The sequence below is a fragment of the Spirosoma panaciterrae DSM 21099 genome (assembly GCF_000374025.1).
GTDB lineage: Bacteria > Bacteroidota > Bacteroidia > Cytophagales > Spirosomataceae > Spirosoma > Spirosoma panaciterrae.
Genome location: NZ_KB893191.1, coordinates 39,386 through 63,266, shown reverse-complemented (window position 1 = coordinate 63,266; position 23,881 = coordinate 39,386). Strand labels below are relative to the sequence as shown.

The window sequence follows — 23,881 nt, the reverse complement described above, 5'->3', positions numbered from 1 at the left end:
ACGCTTTTGCAGGTTAGTATTGCTTAAGTAATTTCCCGCAAAAGTAGGTTTCGACTATCACGCCAGTATTACCCTTAGTTTACTTCATTATCAACAACATAAGCCGTTTACAGCGAAACATTAAGCCAATTTTACCTTATCGTTATGTTTCGATTTCTTCCTGTCTACACCTATACATCCAGCCAATTACGGATACTCTCCTCAGCATAGCCAGCTCCCGAACTCATGCCTTTGCCGCCGATGCCCGTCACGATTCGAATAGCCGGATCGACATCGTACTCGAAGATTTCGGCAGGAGTCTGGCTATAAAAACCGGCCCACGTTTTCTTGATGGTAATCGGAAACGAAACTATCCGCCGGGCTTCGGTCAGCATCAGGTCGTTGATATAATCCTGCGTATGATATCCCAGATCTTCGGCCTGGGTAGCGTCGGCGTATTCATGCGAATCGCCAATGATGATCGACCCGTCAACGGCCTGTTTGAATAGAATATGAATGCCCCATTTTTTGAGTTCAGCCAGCGAATCCGGCGTTTTTAGGCTCGAATAGGAAGGGCACTCCTGAAATGACTCATACCGCCGAATGGTCAATCCGGTCAGGATATTTCCGGGAAGCTGAAGGCCAGCTACAGGCTCAGCCAGCAGCATTTGCAGTTTGCTGACGACCAATCCGGCGTTAGCCAAAATTTCGGGGTACAACAGACGAACTTCATGCCCCCCGCAAACGAGTACCCGATTTCCCTGAAAGCGCTGGCGATTGCTAAGGGTTACGGTAGCCCCTCCCCCATCCGGCTGCACATCAATAACAGCCGAGCCAGGTCGGTAATCCACCTCGTATTTTTGCTGGACGTACGCAATGAGCCGATGAATCATCTGTTCGGGCTCTACACTCATTTCATCCGGGAAAAACAACCCGCCCACTACATACTCAGGCTGCAACGTGGGATATTTAACCAGACATTCAGCTTTGGTCAGTAAAGAGCATGGATAATCCACGCGCTGGTATCGGTCATATAGCTCATTCGCCAGTGTCCATTCGTCGGCATCCGATGCGATGTAAATGGTACCATTGGCCCGAGCAGTCAGGTCCGTTTCCTGCTGAATACGCTGGTAAATTTCCAGGCTCCTACGCCCATAGTCGAACCATCGACCAGCCAGCCCGGAAGGAACAACCTGCCCAAAATTTCGTACGGTAGCCTGAACAGGATAGCGGTCTTTTTCGAGCAGCAACACCCGCAGTCCGGCTTTAGCGGCATGATAGGCATGAAAGGTCCCGAGTGCTCCGGCACCAACAACAATCAGATCGTAAGTAGGCATACATCAAAGGAGGAAAGGGAGGAGAGGGAATAAAGGGAGGAGGCAGGAAAGGGAGGAGAAGTACGTAACGTCTTTCCCTTTTCTGCCCCCTTCCCTTGATTCCTTCTTCTTCTATAGTTCAATCGTTTCTTTCCGGGGGGCAATCAGGTCGGGCAATTCCCGAAGCGAGTTTAGTAATTTATCGTGTGGATAGGCTTCCAGTTGATCGCGGGAATGGGTGCCGTTGGTAACACCCAGATTGAGCGCTACCCCGGCTGCCCGACCTGAAAGCAAATCGGAAGGTGTATCGCCGAGATTAATCACCGCTTTAGGGCTACTCACATGGAGAAGTTTGATGGCCCGCTCAATCATATACGGATAGGGGCGTCCGCGTTCTACCTCATCGCTGGCGATGGAAAGCTGAATTATGCTCTCTGGCCCACCTATATAGTCTTTGTTCAGTCCGTCGAGCCAACCCAGTTTTTCCAGAATAATATCCGTTACGACCCGGTAAAAACCCGTGGTAAGCGCAATCGCAATCCCCTGGCTCCGCAGATAGGCAAACGTATCCAGACATCCCTCGGTTGGTGTAGCGCCATGCGTTCGGTAATGGGCTTCCAGAATATGCCGAAAGGAGGCATACGACACATCGACCTGCCGCTGAATATCAGGATGCAACTCGCCAAGTTGTTCTTTCCATAGTGTTTCGAACACATATCGTTTGGCAAGGCCCTGCATCGCCAGTATTCGTTCGTCGGTAACGAAGAGGCCGGTTTGGGCAGCGGCTTCGGCAAAACACCGTTCCACCTCGTGGTGGTCGGTAACGGTGGTGCCTGCCATATCAAAAACCACTAATTCAATGGGTTGCATGGATTGAATTTGTCTGAGGAGAAGTAAAGCAACGGATTTTTTCAGTACGTGCTACCCGCTTTGTATTAAGAAATAGAGAATATTTTTAGGATTCTGGCCTGTTCGATCTGTCCCAACAGCTATCCAAAAACACCCAGGCAGCGAATCTCGTTTTATTTGGTTCGTACGATGGTCAGTTTTTTCAGCAGTTCTTTCCGGCTGGTAGCTGGAATCTGGACAGCCGGTCGGTAATCCGTAAAAAACAGATAATTCGGTTCCACGCGCTCTACATAGTCGAGGTTAATGAGCAGTGAACGGGAAAGCCGATAGAAATTAGCGGCCTGAAAGTACTGGGCCAGATGGCTCAGGTTGGTACTGATGTGGTGTGTTTTGCCATTGGTCAGGTAAATTTTCACGTAGGCTCCGTCAGCTTCCACGTACAGTACCGTATTCGGATTTACGCGCTCATATCCTTTATCAACAGGCAGGTACAAATACCCAACCGACAAGGCCTCCTGCGGCTCTTTGAGCATTGACTGAAAATAATAGTAAGCCAGTTCAACCTGTAATTTCAACTCGTCGTGCCGAAACGGTTTGAGCAAGTAGGCTGCCGGAAGCGTTTTTTTAGCCGCGTGAAAGGTTGATGACTCCGAATTGGCTGTCAAATAAATAATCGGCATCCGATGAATTTCCAGCAGTTCGCGTGCGGTTGTAATGCCATCGGCACTTGAGCCTTCCAGTTGAATGTCGATCAGCGCCAGATCAGGCCGGTGAACTTTTACAGCCTCCAATGCCTGCTCAAACGTACGGGCAATCGCCACAACCGTATGCCCCGCTTCCTGTAGCGTTTCGCGAAGGTCCATGGCGGTAATGGTTTCATCTTCAACAATCAGAATCGTTAACGGATTCATAAATCCTCATTAATACAGTTTAAAGACCATACTAAACCGGGTTCCCCTGCCGCTTTCGCCAAGGCTAAACGAATAGGTTCCAGACAATTGAGCCACCTGTGCATCAATCAGGGCCATGCCAAAAGACGTACGCTGTACAACAACACCATCGTCCCAGAATGACGTTTCTGCCTTATCGAAACCAGGGCCATTGTCAGCCACCACCCACTCAAGCTGTGTTCCCTGCTGGCGGCAGCGAATCCAGAGCTGAGGGGTACTACTGGCAGGAAACGCATATTTGCAGGCATTGGTTATCAATTCATTCAGGATCAACCCCAGGGGTACAGCTTTATCGACCGTGAGCGAAAGGGCATCAATCGTTAGATGCGGCTCCAGTGTTGGGTATCCAAAGGTTTTTAACACCCCCTGCACCAACTCCCGGACAAATTCTTCCAGATCAACCTGTGCCAGTTCGTCTCCATCATACAGCCGCCGATGGACTATGGCCATGGACTGAATACGCAATCGGCTCTCCTCTACGGCTTTTTTTGCCGTTTCATCCGACAGCCGTTTAGCCTGAAGGTTTAGCAGACTGGCAACTACCTGCAGGTTATTTTTAACCCGGTGGTTCTGTTCTTTCACCAGTGCTTCGTTTCGGCGGCTGATTCGCTGGTTCCGTCGATACAGCCGAAAAAATACCAGACTCATACCCGTTACCAGCCCAAGCAGTAGCAACAGGGTAAAGGTAAACCGACGCTGGCTCTGGAGATTTTCAGCACGTAAGGTCAACTCACGATTCTGCGTTTTCAGCAGAGCTTCTTTCTTTTCCGTTTCGTACTCAACATTGAGTCGGGTGATGGCCCCCTGATGATCGGCCTGAAACGCATAGCTCTGCAGGCTTTGCACTTGCTGTAGACGTTCGTAGGCCAATTTCCACTGACCCGTCTTTTCATAGTAGCGAACAAGCTGCAGATCGATACTTATCTGCGTGTCGTAGTCATGCAGGTTTCGGGATGTATAGTGTTTTTCGGCCTCACTTAGTAGTTGCCATGCCTGATCGAGCTGCCCATTATCGAGGTAAACACCAGCCAGTTGTGGCGTCACTTTCAAGAGTATATCCTCTTTCTTTTTGATTCGGAACAACGCTAATGCCTTTTCCAGATAGGTAGCCGCCTGTGGTTTTCGGGCAATGGCCAGGAGTTCGCCCAAAGCCGAATAGACATCGGCCACGCCAACGCTGTCCTTTAACCGTCGACAGGCCGCTTCGGCTTCCCTATAAAAGAAAAGGCTGCTGTCGTACGGTATCCGGGATTGCGGCCGCTGACTTGTCCAGATATTTGCGTACGCCTGTCCCATCCCGATACTGGCTCGGGAAATTGCGGTATCGGACTTTAAGACCTGCGCAATATGAACGGCATAGCGACCATACCGCACAGCCTCTTTCAAATGCCCTTGCTTGATTTCGATGTTGCTCAGCCGATAGTACAGCCGACTCAGTTCTTCCGAAAAACCTTTGGGTTCAAGAATACGAAGTGATTTGATAAAATACCGATGCGCATTCTGATAATCGCCCGTAAACGAGTAGGTTTTACCGTACAGATAGTAGGCTTCGGCCAGCAGCGACGAATCTCCTTTTGCCCGCGCATCCTGCTCGGCCTGCTGGGCCTTTTGTAGCCGGTTGGTCTGTACTTTCAGATAGGAAGATTCCTGCGCGATGCTTCGGCTCGATGTGATTATCCATAACCCTCCGATAAGCACGAAAAAGGCACGCAAACAGCACTGCATGGTGTGATAGTCAATAGGCATTCAACAACCCCTCTGTCCGCAAATCTACTCAACCCCTTGTTTTTCTAGACAATTATTTTTTCCACAAGAAAAAAATGGTGGTTGGCAAGAAAAAGCATAGGGTTGACATAGGTTCTCTTGTTACTGATTTTAGAATAAGACTTATTTGTAAATATTTACCTATCAGTAGGTAGCTAGTATTTATTTCCGCTTTCCGTTTTTAATCACACCTGCTCAATCAAAACGCTATGTTCAAACTCTACAATCACCCATCCATTCCTCAGGACTGATCCACTTTCGCCTGGGTTGGTCCACACCCTGGTGCATGCTACGATTTCGGTTCGCTGCTTATTTTTTAGTTTGCCCTTCCCGAAGCTTAAGGATCAGTTCCGTCTTATGATCGTGCAGCCGTTTTTCTAACCCAACCGGATAAATGTGCGGGTTTACAAAACGCTTTACGCCCGGGTGCAGGTCTGCGAGCTGTGCCTGTACCCGCGCCCGTACGTCATGAATGCCCGGTGAAGTATATACATACTGGCCATCCTGAAATACGGGTACCAGTAGGTCTTCGTAGGGATGACTGGCATCAAAACGACGTCGTTTGGTAAAGTCGAGTGGGTCAATCATCGTGGTGGCTCCAGACGATCCATTCATAACTTCAGTATCGTAGATCATGTCGGCCAGGAATCCGCGCTCGTCACGAAACCGGCGAACCTGCTGAATACCCGGCGTCGATATTTTAATCGCCTGCTCTGAAAGCTTCATTTTATAAGCCCACTCCCCTGCATCGTTCCGTAAAGCGGCTAATTTATAAACCCCGCCCAGTGCCGGTTGGTCGAAAGCGGTAACGAGTTTGGTCCCTACCCCCCAAATATTGATTTTGGCTCCCTGCTGCTTCAAACTGTTGATGATTGTTTCGTCGAGGTCATTGCTGGCTACGATATCGGTATCCTGAAACCCGGCAGCATCGAGCAGTTTACGAGCTTCGATACTCAAATACGCTAAGTCGCCCGAATCGAGCCGGATACCAGCCAGTCGGTGGCCCTGTGCCCGCAATTTCTTACCCGTTTCTATGGCATGCCGAACGCCCTGCAGGGTGTCGTAGGTGTCGACCAGGAGGGTAACGTTGTTGGGCAGTACCTGGGCGTAGGTATCAAACGCCTGCTGTTCGTCGTCGAACGACATTACCCAGCTATGCGCGTGAGTTCCCCGCACAGGGATATCGTACAGCTTTCCAGCCAGCACATTGGAGGTAGCATCACAGCCCCCAATGTAAGCAGCCCGGCTGGCCGTCATGCCTCCATCGACTCCCTGCGCTCTCCGCAAACCAAACTCAAGCAGCTTATCCGTTTCAACCACCAGCCGCAACCGGGCCGCTTTGGTTGCAATCAACGATTCGAAGTTGATCAGGTTCAGGAGCGGGGTTTCGAGCAGTTGACACTGCAGAATAGGCCCCTGTACCCGGATCATGGGTTCGTTAGGAAAAACAACGGTGCCTTCAGGAATGGCCGAAAGGCTACAGGTCAGCTTTAAATTGGCCAGATACTCCAGAAAAGCCTCTTCAAACATCGGCTCTCCGTCATTGCCCTGGAGCGTTCGGAGGTACCGTAGATCTTTTTTTGAGAATCCGAAGTTCTGAATATAGCCAATCACATTAGCTAGCCCACAGGCAATCGTAAAGCCCCCGTTGAATGGATTTTTCCGAAAGTACAGATTGAAAACCGCTTCTTTCTCAGCCGTTTTCGATTTCCAGTACCCATAGGCCATCGTCACCTGATACAGATCCGTCAGTAGGCTTAATGAGGTATCGTAAAGCTTATTTGTCATGAGCGCGAAGGTAGTGCCTAACAACTTCACAGAAAATTTATGTGCACAAAAACAAAAAACTGACTATTTTGGTCTGATAATTGTGAGGGGCAGTTTTGCGCTACCAACTTAACCGCTCAACATAACGGATCAACTCTACCGCTTATAGCATCAACATGCAGAAGTTAAGCCTATCCCAATCACTTCAGCAAAAGCTATCTCCGCAGCAGATACAATTTATCAAGCTGCTCCAGATACCAACCGCTGAATTAGACACCCGAATTGAAGAAGAACTGGAAATTAATCCAGCCCTGGAAGAGGGTATGGACGAAGAATATGAGCAGAAAGAGGAAGACGATCCGTACGATGAGGTAGACGATTACAAAGAACGTGACGACGATCTGGACATCGATAGTTACATCAAAGATGAAGACTATACAGGCTACAAAATGCAGGGCGACGGCAACTATGCCGAAGAGGAACGCGAAATGCCTCTGGCCACCAGTTCGAGCCTGACCGATGCCTTGCTTCAGCAATTTGGCTATCTTAATCTGACCGAACAGCAACGAATCGTGGGGCTTCAGCTTATTGGCAGTATCGAAGCCGATGGCTACATCCGTCGATCGTTGCAGGCCATTGTCAACGATCTGGCCTTCGGGCAGAATGTGTTTACCTCAACCGAAGAAGTCGAGGATATTCTGCATAAAATTCAGTCGTTCGATCCACCCGGCATTGGCGCTCGTACCCTGCAGGAGTGCCTGGTTCTGCAACTCCGGCGGAAAGACCAGGCCGACCCCTACAACATCCTGGCCATTCGGATCATCGAGGATTTCTTTGATGAGTTTTCCAAAAAACATTACGACAAAATCCAGCGACGACTCAATATCAGCGACGATTCGCTTAAAAAAGTCATCGACATCATCATCAAGCTTAACCCTAAACCCGGGTCTGTAGAAGATGAAGCCGGAGCCGCCCAATACCTGGTGCCTGATTTTATTCTGACCAATAACAACGGCAAGCTCGAACTGACACTGAATTCCAAAAACGCCCCTGAGCTACGCATCAGCCGGTCGTTTGCCGATATGCTCGACACCTACGACAAGAGCAAAAAGCAGAATAAATCCCTGAAAGAAACGGTCACGTTCGTAAAGCAGAAACTGGATGCCGCCAAATGGTTTATCGATGCCATCAAACAGCGCCAGCAAACCTTGCTCAAAACGATGAACGCCATCGTTCGCTTCCAGTATGACTTCTTCCTGACGGGCGACGAATCGCGGCTTAAACCCATGATCCTGAAAGACATTGCTACGTTGATCGACATGGACGTTTCGACCGTTTCGCGGGTAGCCAACAGCAAAGCTGTACAAACCGAATTCGGGATTTATCCGCTCAAATACTTTTTCTCGGAAGGCATTTCGACCGATACGGGCGAAGATGTCAGCAGCCGGGAAGTAAAAAATATCCTGAAAGATCTGATTGATGCCGAACCCAAGCTGCATCCTCTGTCGGACGACAAGCTGGAGAAAATACTAAATGACCGGGGGTACAACATTGCCCGGCGCACGGTAGCCAAATACCGCGAACAACTCAATATTCCGGTAGCCCGGTTACGAAAACAGCTTTAATAATTATGAATTATGAATGATAAATGATAAGCGTCACAAAGGTTAACTTTGCAGAAACGCATCTTGATTACCCGGCAAAGTATTTATCATTTATCATTCATAATTCATCATTGACAACGTCTTTTGCTCGCTTTCTTTCGGTAATTTTTCATCCGTTGCTGATGCCTACACTGCTGTTTGGCGTCTTGCTGTTTCAGGTACCCAGTGTATTGGGTATGGATGCCTTTTCCAGTTCGTTACGGCTCAGCTTACTGGTGCTGATCTTTGTCGGTACGTTTGCAGTACCCTCGCTGCTGATCTACTACCTCTTTCGTAGTGGCTATGTCAAAAGCCTGCAACTCCACACACTGGAGGACCGACGATTGCCCTATTTTCTGACGGCTATCATTTACTTATTTCTGGCGTATTTATTCACGTTTCGGATGGAGCTGGTATCGACCGTAGCGCCCGAAATTGGTGTTTTATTAGCCAGTACCGCCATCTCTATCCTGTTAGTAGGTCTGATTAGCCTGAGCTGGCAAATCAGCGCCCACAGTGTAGGTATTGGTGGAGTAGTGGGTGTGATCGGTAGTATTATGCTTAAATTCAGCATCAACGATCTCTTTTTCCCTTTGCTCCTGCTCGTTCTTCTGACAGGATGTGTCGCAAGTGCGCGGTTGAAGCTTAATGCCCATACACTTTCACAAATCACAGCCGGTTTAGGATTAGGTTTTGGCGTAAGTTTGCTGACCGTCTTCTGGCTCATCTAAAGTCATTCGCTTTACGTCATTTTAGGGTCATTGACAGTCATTGTCGTGGTTTAGCTGCCCACCAATGGCTATACTTGACAAATTATTCGCTTTACCTGGTATGTACGAAAACTTACTTTACGAGATCAACGATTCCGTTTGCCGAATCACCCTGAATCGCCCCCAGGTATATAATGCCTTAAGCCCCGGACTGATTCAGGATATCACCGTAGCTATCGAAGCGGCTGGCGCCGACGATCGGGTACGGGTTGTCGTGCTGACTGGTGCAGGCGACAAAGCTTTTTCGTCGGGCGCCGATCTTAAAGAGGGGTTTGCCAAAGCGGCCTCATCGGACGGCTCTCTACACCTGGGCGACTCGTTGCGGAGTACCTACCATCCCATGATCCGCGCCATTCGGAACCTACCTAAACCCGTAATTGGGCGAATTAATGGCGTGGCGGCTGGGGCAGGCTGCTCATTAGCCCTGGCCTGTGATTTAATTGTATGTGCAGACGAAGCCTATTTCAGCCAGATATTTGTCAACATCGGCCTGATGCCGGATGCAGGCTCTACGTTTTTCCTCCCTCGGCTAATCGGCCCACAACGCGCGTTTGAATTATGCAGTACAGGGCGCCGGGTATATGGTCCCGAAGCCGCTCAAATGGGCCTGGTAAGCCAATCTGTTCCCACAGCCAAGCTTGACGATGTTGTAAACGACGTAGTAGCCTATTATGCGTCAGCCCCTACCCGTGCTATTGGAGCCATGAAAAAAGTGTTGAATCAATCGTTGTATTCAGACCTTGACCACCAGCTCGAACAAGAAGCTGACAATCAGGACGCTTTAGGGCGATCGACCGATACCCTGGAAGGCATTGGCGCTTTCCTGATGAAAAGAAAACCAAATTTTTCGGGCAGATAGATTGACAATCGTGCTTTTTCTTCCTACTTTTGCACTCCCAATCAACGGGAAATGCATTCGTAGCTCAATTGGATAGAGCACCTGACTACGGATCAGGAGGTTTGGGGTTCGAATCCCTACGAGTGCACTCTGATTATCAACCACTTAACACAAAATGTTAAGTGGTTTTTTCGTTTAGGGTCACCACAAGGGATACCACACATTCTACTATCCTGTATTTCACCGTCCTATAACCCCTAAAAGCCATCTTTCAGAACTATTTATTTTATGGTTCCTTTTTGATTGGACTTTCCACAAGGTATTCTCTTCTGGCTGGCCTTATTATGTGATAGCCATTCTGCCACATTCTCCAACGATTCATGATTGATGCGCTTATCAATGACCCTGGACATTTTAGCGGTCCATCCCCACGTGTATAGGGGAAATTTAACTCCTGCTGGAAGGTGGAGCGTAATATGCGGTCCATCCCCACGTGTGTAGGGAAAATGATGGGCAGAGCTTCAATCCCAAGTTTACTTTCGGTCCATCCCCACGTGTGTAGGGAAAATCGGGCCGCTACGATGTTTTCCTGACCAAACACCGGTCCATCCCCTCGTGTGTAGGGAAAATTTTGTCGATAGGACTGGAACAAGACCACCTTTCGGTCCATCCCCACGTGTGTAGGGAAAATTAAAAACGGGCCTTCGTGAGGTTGACAGTTACCGGTCCATCCCCACGTGTGTAGGGAAAATTAATCGCCATCCGGTGCCGTTTCGCCTGTATCCGGTCCATCCCCACGTGTGTAGGGAAAATGGTTAGTTAGACTGTGTAATCCTTCTGAATGTCGGTCCATCCCCACGTGTGTAGGGAAAATTCCGTCTGAATCCATCTTGTCGCGCTTAATCGCGGTCCATCCCCACGTGTGTAGGAAAAATACCTCCGCCAAAGCCCCCTAGCTTCATGAGTCCGGTCCATCCCCACGTGTGTAGGGAAAATCCTTTTAGCTCGGATGAGGTACGAGCAAGCTGCGGTCCATCCCCACGTGTGTAGGGAAAATGGCCGCACCTCGCCCCTCTCCGACACGGAAACCGGTCCATCCCCACGTGTGTAGGGAAAATGAGCTGAGTACTGGCTCGATCGGCAGAATAGTCGGTCCATCCCCACGTGTGTAGGGAAAATGCTGTCGACTACGTAACTGTAGGCTCAACTGGCGGTCCATCCCCACGTGTGTAGGGAAAATTTAACAAATCGTTCATCAATCGCCAATGCGTCCGGTCCATCCCCACGTGTGTAGGGAAAATTAACCCCACCGGGTGCTGGATGGTCTGGCACCCGGTCCATCCCCACGTGTGTAGGGAAAATGTTTAAAGACCACCGGCCACCGGTAAGACGATCGGTCCATCCCCACGTGTGTAGGGAAAATCCACCCTTGGTTCGCCTTTCGGCAGTGTATGTCGGTCCATCCCCACGTGTGTAGGGAAAATCCCCGTATAGCAGTTTTGCGGCTGGCGGTAGACGGTCCATCCCCACGTGTGTAGGGAAAATAGTAGCATAACTGTAATAACAGGGAATTTCGCCGGTCCATCCCCACGTGTGTAGGGAAAATTAACCCCACCGGGTGCTGGATGGTCTGGCACCCGGTCCATCCCCACGTGTGTAGGGAAAATCACTAGCCGAACTCGGAAACCGAGCGATATTACGGTCCATCCCCACGTGTGTAGGGAAAATCACCTGCTGCAACCAAACAAAACCCCTTGATTCGGTCCATCCCCACGTGTGTAGGGAAAATCACTAGCCGAACTCGGAAACCGAGCGATATTACGGTCCATCCCCACGTGTGTAGGGAAAATCACCTGCTGCAACCAAACAAAACCCCTTGATTCGGTCCATCCCCACGTGTGTAGGGAAAATCCTTCACGATGACCAACGCCGATAAACTGGATCGGTCCATCCCCACGTGTGTAGGGAAAATGCGTTCACTGGACTCGGGGTTATGGTACTGGCCGGTCCATCCCCACGTGTGTAGGGAAAATTCCCGGGAACCGTCCGGTTTAAATCCATACGCCGGTCCATCCCCACGTGTGTAGGGAAAATGTGCGGTTTCGATCAGTGGCGGCACAGCAACACGGTCCATCCCCACGTGTGTAGGGAAAATTAGGGCTACTCATCAGCGCCGTTCCGCTGGTCCGGTCCATCCCCACGTGTGTAGGGAAAATTTTGATCCACAGTTCCCGCCCGTCACCTGCTTCGGTCCATCCCCACGTGTGTAGGGAAAATAAAACGCCCGGCTGGCTACCGAGTACAGCAAACGGTCCATCCCCACGTGTGTAGGGAAAATCGATCCACCTGTACCTGGAGGTCCCTGTGGGCCGGTCCATCCCCACGTGTGTAGGGAAAATTTATCTACGCAGGCATTATTCTCTACTGCATCCGGTCCATCCCCACGTGTGTAGGGAAAATTCAAACAGGCAGCAGTCGCCGCAGCTACGGTTCGGTCCATCCCCACGTGTGTAGGGAAAATTATCTTTTGCTCGTGTACTATATAAACTAATTCGGTCCATCCCCACGTGTGTAGGGAAAATAAACATCCCCCAACTCAAAAGCGTTTTATCTCGGTCCATCCCCACGTGTGTAGGGAAAATGTAAAAACCCAGGCCAAACCCAGTGTTGCCGCCGGTCCATCCCCACGTGTGTAGGGAAAATCAGGTTTTAAGGCTTCGGATAAATTCCGAAGCCGGTCCATCCCCACGTGTGTAGGGAAAATTTCGAGTTGTCCAGTTGAGGTGACTGTCACATCGGTCCATCCCCACGTGTGTAGGGAAAATCGGCTAGTTCCTCGTAGCTGTACCCCTCAGCCCGGTCCATCCCCACGTGTGTAGGGAAAATTTCGAGTTGTCCAGTTGAGGTGACTGTCACATCGGTCCATCCCCACGTGTGTAGGGAAAATCGGCTAGTTCCTCGTAGCTGTACCCCTCAGCCCGGTCCATCCCCACGTGTGTAGGGAAAATTTCGGCTTTTCCGTGTCGCTTGACTTATTTCACGGTCCATCCCCACGTGTGTAGGGAAAATTTCAAGAAAAAGCTAGAGACATGGGCTATAATCGGTCCATCCCCACGTGTGTAGGGAAAATGCACCAACAAGTATTTTACCGAGAACAGGGTACGGTCCATCCCCACGTGTGTAGGGAAAATCTCCCGCAGCATTTCCTTGTTTCGTTCTTGCTCGGTCCATCCCCACGTGTGTAGGGAAAATATTAGCCGGATCGAAGGCCCAGCCCCGGAAGTCGGTCCATCCCCACGTGTGTAGGGAAAATCCTGTTACTGCCCATTCTGGCGGGTATGGTGGCGGTCCATCCCCACGTGTGTAGGGAAAATAAAGGGTTAATGTCTCAAATGAATGATCGCTACGGTCCATCCCCACGTGTGTAGGGAAAATACTGAAAAACTGCGCGTATGGGCCTGTTTTATAGCTAAAACGAACATTATGTATTGGCACCCGGACGCAAAGTTAACCAGATGCCGTCAATATTGATCGGAACGTACTGTCTGGGTTGCCAAGTCCGCATATCAAAACCTTGTTCGTTATTGGTTCGCCAGAGCATCGTAACGGTTCCTTCATCAACTCGATTGGTCGCACGCTCCCAAAGTGCCTCTCGAACTAATTCACTTACACGCCCAACAAACACACCTGCCTGCACTTCGATCAGCCAGCGCCCCAGGTCGCCCCGCAACGAAGGCGAAACCCGTTCTACCATTAGCACCATCATAGCTATTGAGGTTTAGTCGGCTCCCGGTCGAGCGCTCCAGCCACATTATGATCTATAGAAGCAGGTTTGCTCCACCAGGGTGTCGGCAAAGCGGGGTCATCGTCGGGGTCGAAGCCATCGGGAGCTTCGGATTCCACATCCAGACGCAACAACCTGTCAACATCGGGAACAATACGGTGCAACAGCTTCAAATTTGTGAATGCATCCCGGCAACGTTTGCGCACCAGCGTTTCTGGTTTAGATACCCCTTCAGCCACCACCGAAAAGGCTACTGGCACCGTCACCTGCATTTTATACAGGTCGGCAATATCATACACAAAAGATAACTGCTTGCCCTGGTGAATGAATCCCAGTGCTGGCGAGTAGCCCGATGAAAGTAAGGCGGCATGGACTAACCCGTGCAAACAGGCATTGGCCGACGAAAGAGCTTTATTCACCGGATCGGTATCCTCCCAATCAGTCCGGTTATAACTTCGCCCATTCCAGTCTACCCCAAACCGACGGGCAGCATCGGCATAAGCTTCCCGAACACGAATCCCTTCCCGTCCACGAATCTGTTCGATTCGTAGCCCCGGTGGTAGTGGCTCGGGAAAACGCGCCCGATACATACGTTCGATAACCTGTTGGCGCATTTCGGGAGTTGCTGACAATTCAGCTTGACGCATCAGCCGGTACGCCTTGTGAGTTTCGCCAACTCCCTGGGCGTAACAGCGAACTCCCTGTTCGCCACACCAAACAATGGAGCAACCAGCCTCTGCAACGGTTCGGATGGCACCGTGGGTTACCGTTGTGCCAGGCCCTAGCAACAACGCGGCCAGACTGGCGACCGGCACCGGAATACTACCTTGTTTATTAACAAATTCAACGCCCAGTTTCGACTGTTCGAGGTGGCCATACTCGAAATAAAGGTAAGACAGCGAATCCCTGATTTTAGGCAAATCGCGCATCGTATGTTTGTGCTTCATAAAAAGAGTTTTAATGTGAGTGGACAAATGTGTATTTCCTCGTCTACTTGAGTGGACATATGCATGTCCAGCAACTCTTTCTCACCAGCAACAAGCCGCTTGTAATATGAATATATTTTCCTAATATTCGACCCTTCACCCACCTTAACCATACCATGTCTCAACCCACCTCTTCCCTGGCGGTTATTCGCCAATGCTTACAAAGCGGTCAACAACCTACCTATGGTCAGCTTCGCAACCTTACCGGTTTAAGTCACAAACAGGTACAGCGATTACTTGGGCAGTTAAAACAACAGGGCCTACCCATACAGGAGCATCGAATCGGAAGAAAGCGCATCTTCTCGCTACCGACCGACCGCCAATACGTTCAGATCCCAACCCTTGATTTCGATAATAGTGAACTCCGGGCACTGGCCATCGCGGCCAAAGCCAGCCGATCGGTTCTGGCCGGAACACCCCACTTTGAACCACTCAAACGGGCTTTCGACAAATTGCTGGAACGTGCCCGGCCAGTCACCTATGTCTTCGACTTGGAAGAACCCTTGCAGGAATGGCACTTCGATAATTCACCTGCCGACCTCATCGCGCTCGAAAACTTCCGGGCACTGGAAGCCGCCATGGATGAGCGGCAGTCTGTTCAGATTAATTACCACACGGCTAAAACCGGTACCGATTCGGTTGGCCGAAAGATTGACCCCTACTGCTTCGTGAAACGTGGACGAGCGTGGCTGCTGATTGCCTGGTGTCATGAGCGACGGGCGATTCGCAACTTTGGCTTAACTCGAATCAGTCAGGTTGTACCTTGCCCGGAAAACTATTTTGAGATTCCCGATGACTTCGACCCAACTACCTACTTCTGGGCATCGATGGGGGCTATCAATTCGGGCGAAGTCTATACCCTTCGGCTGCTGGTAGAGCCAGAGAAAGCCCGCTACTTCCACGAACGACAATATCATAGTTCTCAACAGATAGAAACCGAACGCTCCGATGGTAGACTGGTGGTTTCCTATGAACTGGAAGGCTTTGAAGAGTTGCGATCGTTCTGCCAGAGCTGGGGTGTCGGAATTACCGTACTTGAACCTGCCGAACTGCGCCTACGGTTACGGCAGGAAGCCGAAGAGTTGATAGCCCGTTATCAGAACGATTAGTGGACGCCGAAATGTCCACTTCAGATGCAGTTCCGAAGTAGCTTGCCCACCGTATCAACCAATCCCCTTTTTATGGACATCTGGCGGCTCTTCTGGGCCAAAACCAATCGGGAAAAGATCGACGGACTACCCGCCGATTGGACCCACCCGCTCTGGGCGCACCTCATCGACGTAGGTAGTGCCGCCCAAATACTATGGGACAACTTTCTACCCCTGTCGCTCAAACAGAAAATGGCTGACGGTATCGGTATGTCGCTGGCTGGGGCAGGCCGATTTCTCAGCATCTGGATTGGATTACACGATCTGGGCAAGGGAATTCCGAGCTTTCAGGGCATACCGGGCGCAGCACCGGAGGTTGTCAAAAAACTAGCCGATGCGGGGTTACACATTCATCCCGAAGCGAATCGACTGCATCACGGTCATGCATCCATCGCCATTGTACGCCGTTGGCTGCACGCTGACATTGACGAAGACCGTCAGGGTAAACCACTGCCCGAATTTTTGCTCGATGCGCTGGCTACCTGTGTAGGTATTCATCATGGCAAGTTAAGCTTACGACGTATAACGGATGGAGTAGCGGAGGATAAACGGATAGTAGCTGTTCTGGGTGATAGCCCCTGGAAACAGGCACAGCTTGATTTAGCCAATGCTGTTTTCAAGGTATGGAGTGCCGATTGGCCCCCAGTCCCTCACCAAAAGTCCATTGACCGCCGTTCAGGAACTGGCTGGCCCGATTGGATGATGGCGTTTGCCGGGTGGGCTACCCTGGCCGACTGGCTGGGTTCCATGCAAACGTGCTATGACCACCAGGTACAAGCCAACGACGATTTGTCGAATTACCTGAAAAGTAGCCACGAGGGTGCATTGAAGGCGTATGAACTGGCTGGGCTGAAACATCAGGCCAAACTACGGGTCAAATCGTTTAAGGCTCATTTTGGTAATAGGCCACGACCATTGCAAAGCATCGCTCGTAAAGTATTATTGAATAAGAATGCTCCTAACCTTATAATAATAGAAGCCCCCACTGGCGAGGGTAAAACCGAAGCAGCTTTTTATCTGGCAGGGCGGTTTGGTCAGGGTATTTACGCGGCCATGCCCTCGCAGTCAACCTCAGATGGTCTGTATCCCCGGCTGGCCGCTTTTCTAACGGGTAATTCCAAAAAACAACTGCTGGGTGCGCATGTGGGTGATGAGGCTGCCCTACGGCTTGTCCACGGAAATGACTTGCTACGCGAGGATGCTCTGTCCCTGCTGGTGGTTGCCAACTTGACCGCTTCTATTGTAGATAACGATGATGACGAGCGGATATTACCGGGCGATATGGGGGCTAAGAACCGGCTTCTCTCGTGGTTTATGCCGAAAAAACGGGCACTGCTGGTACCCTATGGCGTTGGTACGGTAGATCAGCTTTTTCTGGGCGTTCTCTACGCCAAACACTTCTTTCTACGGCTTTTCGCGCTTTGCGGCAAGACCATCATCTTCGATGAAGTCCATGCCTACGATACCTACATGAACACCCTTTTCGGGCGATTGCTGCCGTGGCTTCGGGCGTTGGACATCAACGTCGTTGTGTTATCGGCCACACTGCCTAGTGAAGCTCGACAGCAAATGCTTGCAGCCTGGGGTACAAAGACCGATTCGGTAGAGGATAGTACGCTGGATCCTTATCCGGTTGCCTGGCAGTCGGCTGGAGGCAGGATGGCGTTACACCCTTTTAAACCTGATAGCAAACGGGGCCAGCGGCTCCATTTCCAGTGGTGTTCCGAGGAGATTACCACAATGGCCGATTTGGCCCGAAAGCTCATTGGCGAAGGAGCTACGGTGTTGATTATCTGCAATAAAGTAGACCGGGCGCAGCAATTATTCGACCTGCTGGACGATGACACGTTGCTACCATCTGAAGATCGGCTGTTGCTCCACGCCCGTATGCCTCAGGCATGGCGGCAGGAACGGGAAGAAAAAGCCCGCGAACGATTTGGCCCCAAACGCCCTGGCCGTCCCGGTTTGCTGGTAGGGACGCAGGTCATTGAACAGAGTTTGGACCTCGATGCCGACGCCATGATTACTGACCTGGCCCCGGTAGACTTGCTCTTGCAACGAGCCGGACGGTTACATCGTCACCAGCGCGATAACCGACCATCTGGTTATGAAAATCCTAAACTATATATCGCCTGTCCAGAAGCCGAACCGGGCGACCTGCCGGATGTAGATGAGTTGTCGGCTAATGGGCGCATTTACGGCCGTAAACTACTGTGGCAAACATGGACAATACTACAGCAAAGCAAGGGCTGGGCATTGCCGCTGGGTGATGGAACGCTACCCGGCTATCGCGAACTGGTTGAACGGGTTTATAACCAGAACTTTCGCTTTACTGAACCGTTAAATCCTGCTACTCAGGCTGATTACGCAAAGGCCGATGAGGACTGGAGCGCACGAAATGGCCGTCAACAGGCCGATGCCGACGGGCGGCTGATTCCTCCGCCAAACCATATGCAGGATTTATTCCAGGCAAAAGAAACACTGCTGACTGAAGATGAAGATAACCCGAACGGCAATATCCCGAAGCATTTACAGGCATTTACCCGTGACCCCGAAGGCGTTAATGCCGAGGTACTGCTACTGCATCGCACCGATGACGGGTGGAGCCTAAACCCTAATGGGGACACGTTGATTCGGCGTGGCAAAAAACTGTTTATGACGCCTGACTTGCTGCGCTCTATATTCGGCGCAGCCGTACGGATTAGCCAGGGCGGCATTGTCTCGGCCTTGTGGAAAGAGCCGAACGAAGCTTGGCAGAAACAGCAGGAAGAAAACCGATTACTCAAACGCTTTCAGCTCATCGAGCTTACTGATAATAAAGCTATAGTTGGGGGCATTCGCCTAGAATTGAATGACCGGCTGGGATTGATTTACAATAAACCCTAATACTTATCATGACTACGTTCAACCTTCTCGAAGAACCCTGGCTACCTGTTAGGTGGCGTGGGAACCGGTACGCCGGAACGGCTCCACCCGCAGCGGTGGGGCTACGCGAAGCCCTTATCCGGGCGCACGATATTGCCGAATTAGCCACCGATAACCCGCTGGAAACCATTTCGCTCAACCGGCTCTTAGCGGCATTGGTAGCCTCGGTGTTTCCCGAACTGGTCAACGAAACCGACTGGTTCAACACCTGGGATGCTGGACAGTTCGATGCCAGTAGGATAGATGACTATTTACGTCAGTATTCTACGCACTTCGATTTACTGTCGCCGGTGAGACCCTTCTACGGCCATCCGCAAACCGATGCGAAAGAGATTTCGCCTTTGTCGCGGCTACAACACGCAGCTACGAGTGGCAATAACGCCCTTCTGTTTAGCCATGACCTCGACAGTGTTCCGCAGATCATGACGTTTGCCGAAGCCGCCCGCGCTTTGGTATGCTGTCAGGCAGCCGCCTTGGGAGGGGGAGTAGCGCAGCCGTTCAACCTATGCCACGGGCCGCTGGTTGGTGGCGCTTTTTTCTGGCTGCGTGGTTCGGTCAATGGAGAGACCTCCTTATTCCGGGCATTACTGCTCAATCTGGCACCAACTGAAAAGGTTTGGGGAAATGTGGATAAAGACGCACATAGTGCTACTTGGGAAACGCAGGACCCACCAAAGCCCCTCAAAGACCGGCAGGTATATGGTGTACGGAGTCTGTTTACCTTCCAGAGCCGCCGTTTGCAACTCATAACGGATTCGGATGGAAAAGTGGCTGTGGGGGTTCGGTATAATCAGGGTAGCAAAATGGAGCGGCTCTTCGACGACCCCCATCTGGCTTATTACTACAACGAAAAGATAGGTGAACTACCGATACGCTTCAGCACATCCCGGGCGCTCTGGCAGGATAGTACTATCTACATGATGGCACGTGAGCATCAGGGCCATGCCCCCCGCACCTTTGAGTGGCTTGCCGACCCCAGCACTCTTGATAGCCTTGATATGGCTCGCCATGAACCACTTCTGGCCGACGTGTTTGGACTGGTGAACGATCAGGCAAAAGTGGAGCTTTGGCGGCATGAGCGGGTAACCATCTATCCCAGCATTATCAATGAGCCAAGTCGCTGGATCGCTTTACAGCAAATGATTGATTCACCTCAGGCGTCAACGGACGATGCCCGCGTAGTAGCCGGTCGATTGCGCGAGGCTGTTCGGGCCTTTGCTACCCGTGTGCGGCTTAATAAGCCCTGGGGTGTTCGCCTTGGCGATGTAGAACGGGCCGACCGCGATGCCTTTGTGCAGATGATTGATGCCGAAAGTCGTTACTGGTTGATCCTGGGTAGCGTGTTCGATACTTTTCTGGGGCAGGTTGCTACAGTGCCTGTCGAAGGTGAGGAATTACAAAACCTACAACACCGCTGGCAAACAACGCTCCGCCAGACCGCACAAAAAGCCCTCCGTCAGGCACTGGAGTCCTTTCAGCAGGATGCTCGTACGTTACAGGCACAGGCCGAGGCTGAACTGGTTCTCAGACATGGAACACTTTACCCTAAAACCGATAAAAGCAATAAACCCGAAACAGTATGAATCGACTTACCAACCAACAGGCTGAGTTTATCAGCTTTCTGGAACGACAAAAAGGGCCCACTGGCCGCGCCAATCTGGCCGAACTGCGTCGGGCGGCCACTAACCCCTTGGGTGACTTCCGCGATGTGCGTATTCTGGGGCAACACTTGCCCGACGGCGACAATTTGACGTTCGATACCTACCGGCTGATAGCTACGCTGTTTGCGCTCTATGCCACCAAATTCTGGGATAAAAGCAACCAACTGAAGTTGCCGCGCTTCAGCGAAGAGACTAAACGGCGCTCAATGGGGGCCTCGCTTCGGAAGTTACGGTACGAACTTAGCGTAGGTCAGGATAGCCTTGACCTACGCTTCTCCGCCCTGCTCGACACCCCAGTCGAAGATTTGGCGATACCACTGCGGAACATCATCCAACGAATTGCTACGGCTGACAGAATACCTATTGATTTTGGGCAACTCCTAACCGATTTACTAACCTGGGATACTGACGAAACCCGCCGACGCTGGGCGCGGGACTACTGGCAGGCCGCTTGTGGCGGAGCCGCTTCAGATATGGAAACCCCCGAAGTTATCAACCAAACCAACGTATAAACCCCAAACCAATTCATTCCATGAAAACCATTGAATTTCACATCCTTCAGAACTTTCCGCCCTCAAACCTGAACCGCGACGACAGTGGAGCACCTAAAGACTGCGACTTTGGCGGCTACCGGCGGCAACGCATTTCTTCGCAATGCCTGAAACGTTCAGTGCGAACGTCTGAAGTATTCGAAACCCTGATGCATGACCGGCTTGGGAAACGCACCAAGCGGGCACCTATCGAAGTGGCTAAACTGCTTGTAAAGGGTGGGCAAACCGAAGCGCGAGCCAAAGCAATGGCCGAAGAGTTTTTTGAGGCTCTATACGGTGTGAACGATAAGGGTATGACCGATTATCTGCTGTATATCGGTGCCGAAGAGTTACAGCGATCTGCTGCGCTATTGCTAGAGGCCGGTGAAGAAACCGCTGCTGTAGCTGAAAAAATTGCCACACTCCGGTCTAACCCACCTGCTAAAGGCGACAAGAAAGGTAAAGAAGACCATGACAAGGCAATTGCTGAGGCCGTTAAGCCTTTTGTGGCTCTGGCCGACCAATACAAGAAAACGTATCCAAAACATGTGCGGTCGGTGGATGTAGCTCTGTTTGGTCGGATGCTGGCCGACAGCCCTACCGAAAACATCGATGCAGCCTGTCAGGTGAGCCACGCCATTTCGGTCAACCGCATGAACATGGAGTTCGATTACTTTACGGCTGTTGACGACCTACAGCCGGAAGATAACGCCGGAGCCGGTATGATTGGGACGGTGGGTTTTGCCTCATCGTGTTTCTACCGCTTTGCCTGTGTAGACTGGAACCAGCTGGTTGGCAATTTAGGCGGTGATGCCGCTGCGGCCCGCGAGGGAGTGATTGCTTTTGCCGAGGCATTTATTCAGGCGCGTCCATCTGGTAAGCAAAACACCTTTGCCGCTCATTCGCTACCCGCCTTCATTATGGTTATTGTGCGGGAAAGTGGGCAGCCGGTTTCGTTGGCAAATGCCTTTGAGAAACCCATTCAACCCTCAAAAGACCAGAGCCTGACCGAACGGGCCATCGATGCGCTGAGCCACCATTATACCAAACTCAAAAAGATGTATGGCCTCAATGGGTCGGCTTCCTGCGTATTGCTCGATGATGCTGATGCAGCCGTAAAGGCACTTCAGGGAGCGGGTGTTTCGGTGCAGGAAGAGGTTTCGGCTCTGATTGCATCGCTTGGTAATTCGATCAACGCCTAATCTGCCTGTCTATGTCATATACCTTATTCATGCGGTTGGCTGGGCCTATGCAGTCGTGGGGTGTCAGTAGTCGATTTGGTATTCGCGAAACCCTGACAGAGCCATCCAAAAGCGGAGTGATCGGGATTTTGTGTGCGGCTCTCGGCTGGGATCGGGCCACGCCGACTCATTTAATAGCCGGAAAAAATCGTACCCTGGCCGACCTGTCGGCTCTACGCTTCGGGGTGCGGGTGGTCCAGGAAGGGGTTGTTCGACGCGATTACCATACCGCGCAGAACGTGCTACGGGCCAAAGCTAAACTGCGACCGGGCAAACCCGTCTCAGACAGCGATTTACAGGAGACCGTACTTTCTGAACGCTACTACCTCGCCGATGCCTATTTTCTGGTAGGTTTGGAGAGTGACGACGAAACCCTTTTACGGGCACTGGACGAAGCCCTGAACCAACCTCATTGGCCCTTACGGCTGGGGCGTAAGGCGTTTCTGCCCAGTCTGCCGCTTCGGTACGCCACGGTTGCGGCTTCAGATCAGCCAGCACAGGTAAGTGTGGTCAATCAGCCCCTGGCTCAGGCATTACTCACCACTCAGGATACCGCCTGGCTGAACTTAAGCCAGCGTGCCCGGAAGTTTTGGGGGCCGCAGGGCGACAACTCGACTCCGATTATGCCAGCGCTTCGGTATGTTGTCGATGCTGGGGAAGCCTCATCAACTATCGACGGATTGACGCTTACGCCCGTTCGGCAAGTACAGCGGGCAGACGTGCCCCTCTCTTTCGAACCACGCCGATTTGCTCCGCGTGATGTACTTATCTATACCATCAACCACAGCCATGTACCTGTCTAAACTAACCTTAAACCCTCGTTGCCGGGAAGCCCTGCGCGACGTCAGTTCCCCCTACGAACTGCACCGGACACTGTCCCACGCTTTCCAGACAGAATCGGGCGTTGACTACCGCGCTCAACACGGCGTTTTGTTTCGCCTGGAATCAGTCGGCTACGGAGCAGCGCTGCCCACCGTACTGGTTCAGTCGCTGACGGAGCCGAACTGGAACGAATTGCCGGAAGCCTACTTTCTGAATCGGCCTGAGTTAAAACCTATATCCCCCGCTTTTTCAGTAGGGCAAACCCTGGCATTTCGGCTGGTAGCGAATCCGACAAAAAAGGAAAAGCGGGAAGGCAAAAGTCAGGGGCGCCGGGTTGCACTGCTCAACATTGAACAGGAAGATGGCTCCACACCTGCCAATGTCTGGCTGCGTCGGAAAGGAGAGCAGCATGGTTTTCAGGTGTTGTATGCAACCACTGATGATTTCTGGCTGGGTGCTGACCGACGCAGCCAAGGTAAAAATGCGATTCCACTTTATGGAGTTCGTTTCGACGGTTTATTGCAGGTGTCTCAACCTAACCTACTGCAACAGGCCTTGATAAGTGGCATTGGCCCAGCTAAGGCATTTGGTTTTGGGCTAATCTCAGTAGCACGACCCCAATAATTTCCCAGCATAAACCAGCCAGTACCCATTGATTCGGTGGTACTGGCTGGTTTTATATGCCTATGTCTGCCTTATGACATAAATGTTCTTTGACCCGCAAAAACCTCATTTTTACGCAAATTTCCAGTCTATTCCCCACTCATGTGGGGATGAACCGCATGGGCCGAACGACCGGATTGGTGGGCAGGACTATTCCCCACTCATGTGGGGATGAACCGCCCGACCGTAACGGCTGGTATACCATCGGTGCCTATTCCCCACTCATGTGGGGATGAACCGTTTAC

17 protein-coding genes, 1 tRNA gene and 1 CRISPR repeat array are annotated in these 23,881 nt (G+C 51.3%); of the genes, 11 read left to right on the top strand and 7 right to left on the bottom strand.

The window, feature by feature from the left end:
- Window positions 1-170 precede the first annotated feature (170 nt).
- From B153_RS0119475 to B153_RS0119455, 5 genes are all read right to left on the bottom strand, one after another.
- A complete protein-coding gene (locus B153_RS0119475; RefSeq protein ID WP_020598418.1) occupies window positions 171-1,316 on the bottom strand; it encodes a TIGR03364 family FAD-dependent oxidoreductase in 1,146 nt (381 codons plus the stop codon).
- Between the two features lie 111 nt (window positions 1,317-1,427).
- Window positions 1,428-2,165, bottom strand: a complete 738-nt coding sequence (locus B153_RS0119470) for an HAD family hydrolase (protein ID WP_020598417.1) — start codon at window positions 2,163-2,165, stop codon at window positions 1,428-1,430.
- Between the two features lie 152 nt (window positions 2,166-2,317).
- A complete protein-coding gene (locus B153_RS0119465; protein WP_020598416.1) occupies window positions 2,318-3,055 on the bottom strand; it encodes a response regulator in 738 nt (245 codons plus the stop codon).
- 9 nt (window positions 3,056-3,064) lie between these two features.
- The gene (locus tag B153_RS0119460; protein ID WP_211221694.1) at window positions 3,065-4,807 is read right to left on the bottom strand and encodes a histidine kinase dimerization/phosphoacceptor domain -containing protein; all 1,743 of its coding nucleotides are present in this window, start codon (window positions 4,805-4,807) and stop codon (window positions 3,065-3,067) included.
- A 360-nt stretch (window positions 4,808-5,167) separates the two neighbouring features.
- Window positions 5,168-6,646, bottom strand: a complete 1,479-nt coding sequence (locus B153_RS0119455; protein ID WP_020598414.1) for a nicotinate phosphoribosyltransferase — start codon at window positions 6,644-6,646, stop codon at window positions 5,168-5,170.
- Between the two features lie 155 nt (window positions 6,647-6,801).
- Between B153_RS0119455 and rpoN the strand changes: the two genes are divergently transcribed.
- The 4 genes from rpoN to B153_RS0119435 all read left to right on the top strand — a co-directional run bounded on the left by rpoN (window position 6,802) and on the right by B153_RS0119435 (window position 10,024).
- On the top strand, window positions 6,802-8,250 hold the full coding sequence (gene rpoN / locus B153_RS0119450) for an RNA polymerase factor sigma-54 (protein WP_020598413.1): 1,449 nt from the start codon (window positions 6,802-6,804) through the stop codon (window positions 8,248-8,250).
- A 161-nt stretch (window positions 8,251-8,411) separates the two neighbouring features.
- Window positions 8,412-8,999 (top strand): hypothetical protein, encoded by a 588-nt coding sequence (locus B153_RS0119445; RefSeq protein ID WP_026262279.1) that lies wholly within the window; start codon window positions 8,412-8,414, stop codon window positions 8,997-8,999.
- 100 nt (window positions 9,000-9,099) lie between these two features.
- A complete protein-coding gene (locus B153_RS0119440) occupies window positions 9,100-9,897 on the top strand; it encodes an enoyl-CoA hydratase/isomerase family protein (RefSeq protein WP_020598411.1) in 798 nt (265 codons plus the stop codon).
- 53 nt (window positions 9,898-9,950) lie between these two features.
- Window positions 9,951-10,024 (top strand) — tRNA-Arg (locus tag B153_RS0119435).
- Between the two features lie 270 nt (window positions 10,025-10,294).
- A CRISPR array of direct repeats spans window positions 10,295-13,311; the repeat unit is 29 nt; unit sequence CGGTCCATCCCCACGTGTGTAGGGAAAAT.
- A gap of 46 nt (window positions 13,312-13,357) precedes the next feature.
- Here the strand turns inward: B153_RS0119435 and cas2e are convergent.
- Complete coding sequence (cas2e, locus tag B153_RS0119430) at window positions 13,358-13,642, bottom strand: type I-E CRISPR-associated endoribonuclease Cas2e (protein ID WP_020598410.1); 285 nt, start codon at window positions 13,640-13,642, stop codon at window positions 13,358-13,360.
- Window positions 13,643-13,644: 2 nt separating this feature from the next.
- Entirely contained in the window at window positions 13,645-14,607 is a 963-nt protein-coding gene (cas1e, locus tag B153_RS0119425) for a type I-E CRISPR-associated endonuclease Cas1e (RefSeq protein ID WP_020598409.1), read from the bottom strand.
- Between the two features lie 155 nt (window positions 14,608-14,762).
- On the opposite strand from cas1e, the gene B153_RS0119415 reads away from it, so the two are divergent.
- From B153_RS0119415 to cas6e, 7 genes are read left to right on the top strand one after another with little or no spacing between them, the layout of a single operon-like run.
- On the top strand, window positions 14,763-15,755 hold the full coding sequence (locus B153_RS0119415) for a helix-turn-helix transcriptional regulator (protein ID WP_020598407.1): 993 nt from the start codon (window positions 14,763-14,765) through the stop codon (window positions 15,753-15,755).
- 24 nt (window positions 15,756-15,779) lie between these two features.
- A complete protein-coding gene (gene cas3, locus B153_RS0119410) occupies window positions 15,780-18,680 on the top strand; it encodes a CRISPR-associated helicase Cas3' (RefSeq protein WP_245564913.1) in 2,901 nt (966 codons plus the stop codon).
- A gap of 8 nt (window positions 18,681-18,688) precedes the next feature.
- Window positions 18,689-20,302: a type I-E CRISPR-associated protein Cse1/CasA gene (casA, locus tag B153_RS0119405; protein ID WP_020598405.1), complete on the top strand. Its 1,614-nt coding sequence runs from the start codon at window positions 18,689-18,691 to the stop codon at window positions 20,300-20,302.
- Window positions 20,299-20,892: a type I-E CRISPR-associated protein Cse2/CasB gene (casB, locus tag B153_RS0119400; RefSeq protein WP_020598404.1), complete on the top strand. Its 594-nt coding sequence runs from the start codon at window positions 20,299-20,301 to the stop codon at window positions 20,890-20,892. Before casA ends, casB begins: the two co-directional genes overlap by 4 nt.
- 20 nt (window positions 20,893-20,912) lie before the next feature.
- A complete protein-coding gene (gene cas7e / locus B153_RS0119395) occupies window positions 20,913-22,112 on the top strand; it encodes a type I-E CRISPR-associated protein Cas7/Cse4/CasC (RefSeq protein ID WP_020598403.1) in 1,200 nt (399 codons plus the stop codon).
- Window positions 22,113-22,123: 11 nt separating this feature from the next.
- Window positions 22,124-22,954: a type I-E CRISPR-associated protein Cas5/CasD gene (gene cas5e, locus B153_RS0119390; RefSeq protein ID WP_040761712.1), complete on the top strand. Its 831-nt coding sequence runs from the start codon at window positions 22,124-22,126 to the stop codon at window positions 22,952-22,954.
- Window positions 22,941-23,597, top strand: a complete 657-nt coding sequence (gene cas6e / locus B153_RS0119385; protein ID WP_020598401.1) for a type I-E CRISPR-associated protein Cas6/Cse3/CasE — start codon at window positions 22,941-22,943, stop codon at window positions 23,595-23,597. Before cas5e ends, cas6e begins: the two co-directional genes overlap by 14 nt.
- Window positions 23,598-23,881: the final 284 nt, after the last annotated feature.

What these genes read in the sequence shown, in the direction of transcription:
- B153_RS0119445 (WP_026262279.1), top strand. Translation starts at nt 8,412, where the DNA reads ATGCCTACACTGCTGTTTGGCGTCTTGCTGTTTCAGGTACCCAGTGTA.
- rpoN (WP_020598413.1), top strand. Translation starts at nt 6,802, where the DNA reads ATGCAGAAGTTAAGCCTATCCCAATCACTTCAGCAAAAGCTATCTCCG.
- B153_RS0119470 (WP_020598417.1), bottom strand. Translation starts at nt 2,165, where the DNA reads ATGCAACCCATTGAATTAGTGGTTTTTGATATGGCAGGCACCACCGTT.
- B153_RS0119415 (WP_020598407.1), top strand. Translation starts at nt 14,763, where the DNA reads ATGTCTCAACCCACCTCTTCCCTGGCGGTTATTCGCCAATGCTTACAA.
- B153_RS0119440 (WP_020598411.1), top strand. Translation starts at nt 9,100, where the DNA reads ATGTACGAAAACTTACTTTACGAGATCAACGATTCCGTTTGCCGAATC.
- casA (WP_020598405.1), top strand. Translation starts at nt 18,689, where the DNA reads ATGACTACGTTCAACCTTCTCGAAGAACCCTGGCTACCTGTTAGGTGG.
- B153_RS0119455 (WP_020598414.1), bottom strand. Translation starts at nt 6,646, where the DNA reads ATGACAAATAAGCTTTACGATACCTCATTAAGCCTACTGACGGATCTG.
- B153_RS0119465 (WP_020598416.1), bottom strand. Translation starts at nt 3,055, where the DNA reads ATGAATCCGTTAACGATTCTGATTGTTGAAGATGAAACCATTACCGCC.
- cas2e (WP_020598410.1), bottom strand. Translation starts at nt 13,642, where the DNA reads ATGATGGTGCTAATGGTAGAACGGGTTTCGCCTTCGTTGCGGGGCGAC.
- cas5e (WP_040761712.1), top strand. Translation starts at nt 22,124, where the DNA reads ATGTCATATACCTTATTCATGCGGTTGGCTGGGCCTATGCAGTCGTGG.
- cas3 (WP_245564913.1), top strand. Translation starts at nt 15,780, where the DNA reads ATGCAGTTCCGAAGTAGCTTGCCCACCGTATCAACCAATCCCCTTTTT.
- B153_RS0119475 (WP_020598418.1), bottom strand. Translation starts at nt 1,316, where the DNA reads ATGCCTACTTACGATCTGATTGTTGTTGGTGCCGGAGCACTCGGGACC.
- cas6e (WP_020598401.1), top strand. Translation starts at nt 22,941, where the DNA reads ATGTACCTGTCTAAACTAACCTTAAACCCTCGTTGCCGGGAAGCCCTG.
- cas7e (WP_020598403.1), top strand. Translation starts at nt 20,913, where the DNA reads ATGAAAACCATTGAATTTCACATCCTTCAGAACTTTCCGCCCTCAAAC.
- casB (WP_020598404.1), top strand. Translation starts at nt 20,299, where the DNA reads ATGAATCGACTTACCAACCAACAGGCTGAGTTTATCAGCTTTCTGGAA.
- cas1e (WP_020598409.1), bottom strand. Translation starts at nt 14,607, where the DNA reads ATGAAGCACAAACATACGATGCGCGATTTGCCTAAAATCAGGGATTCG.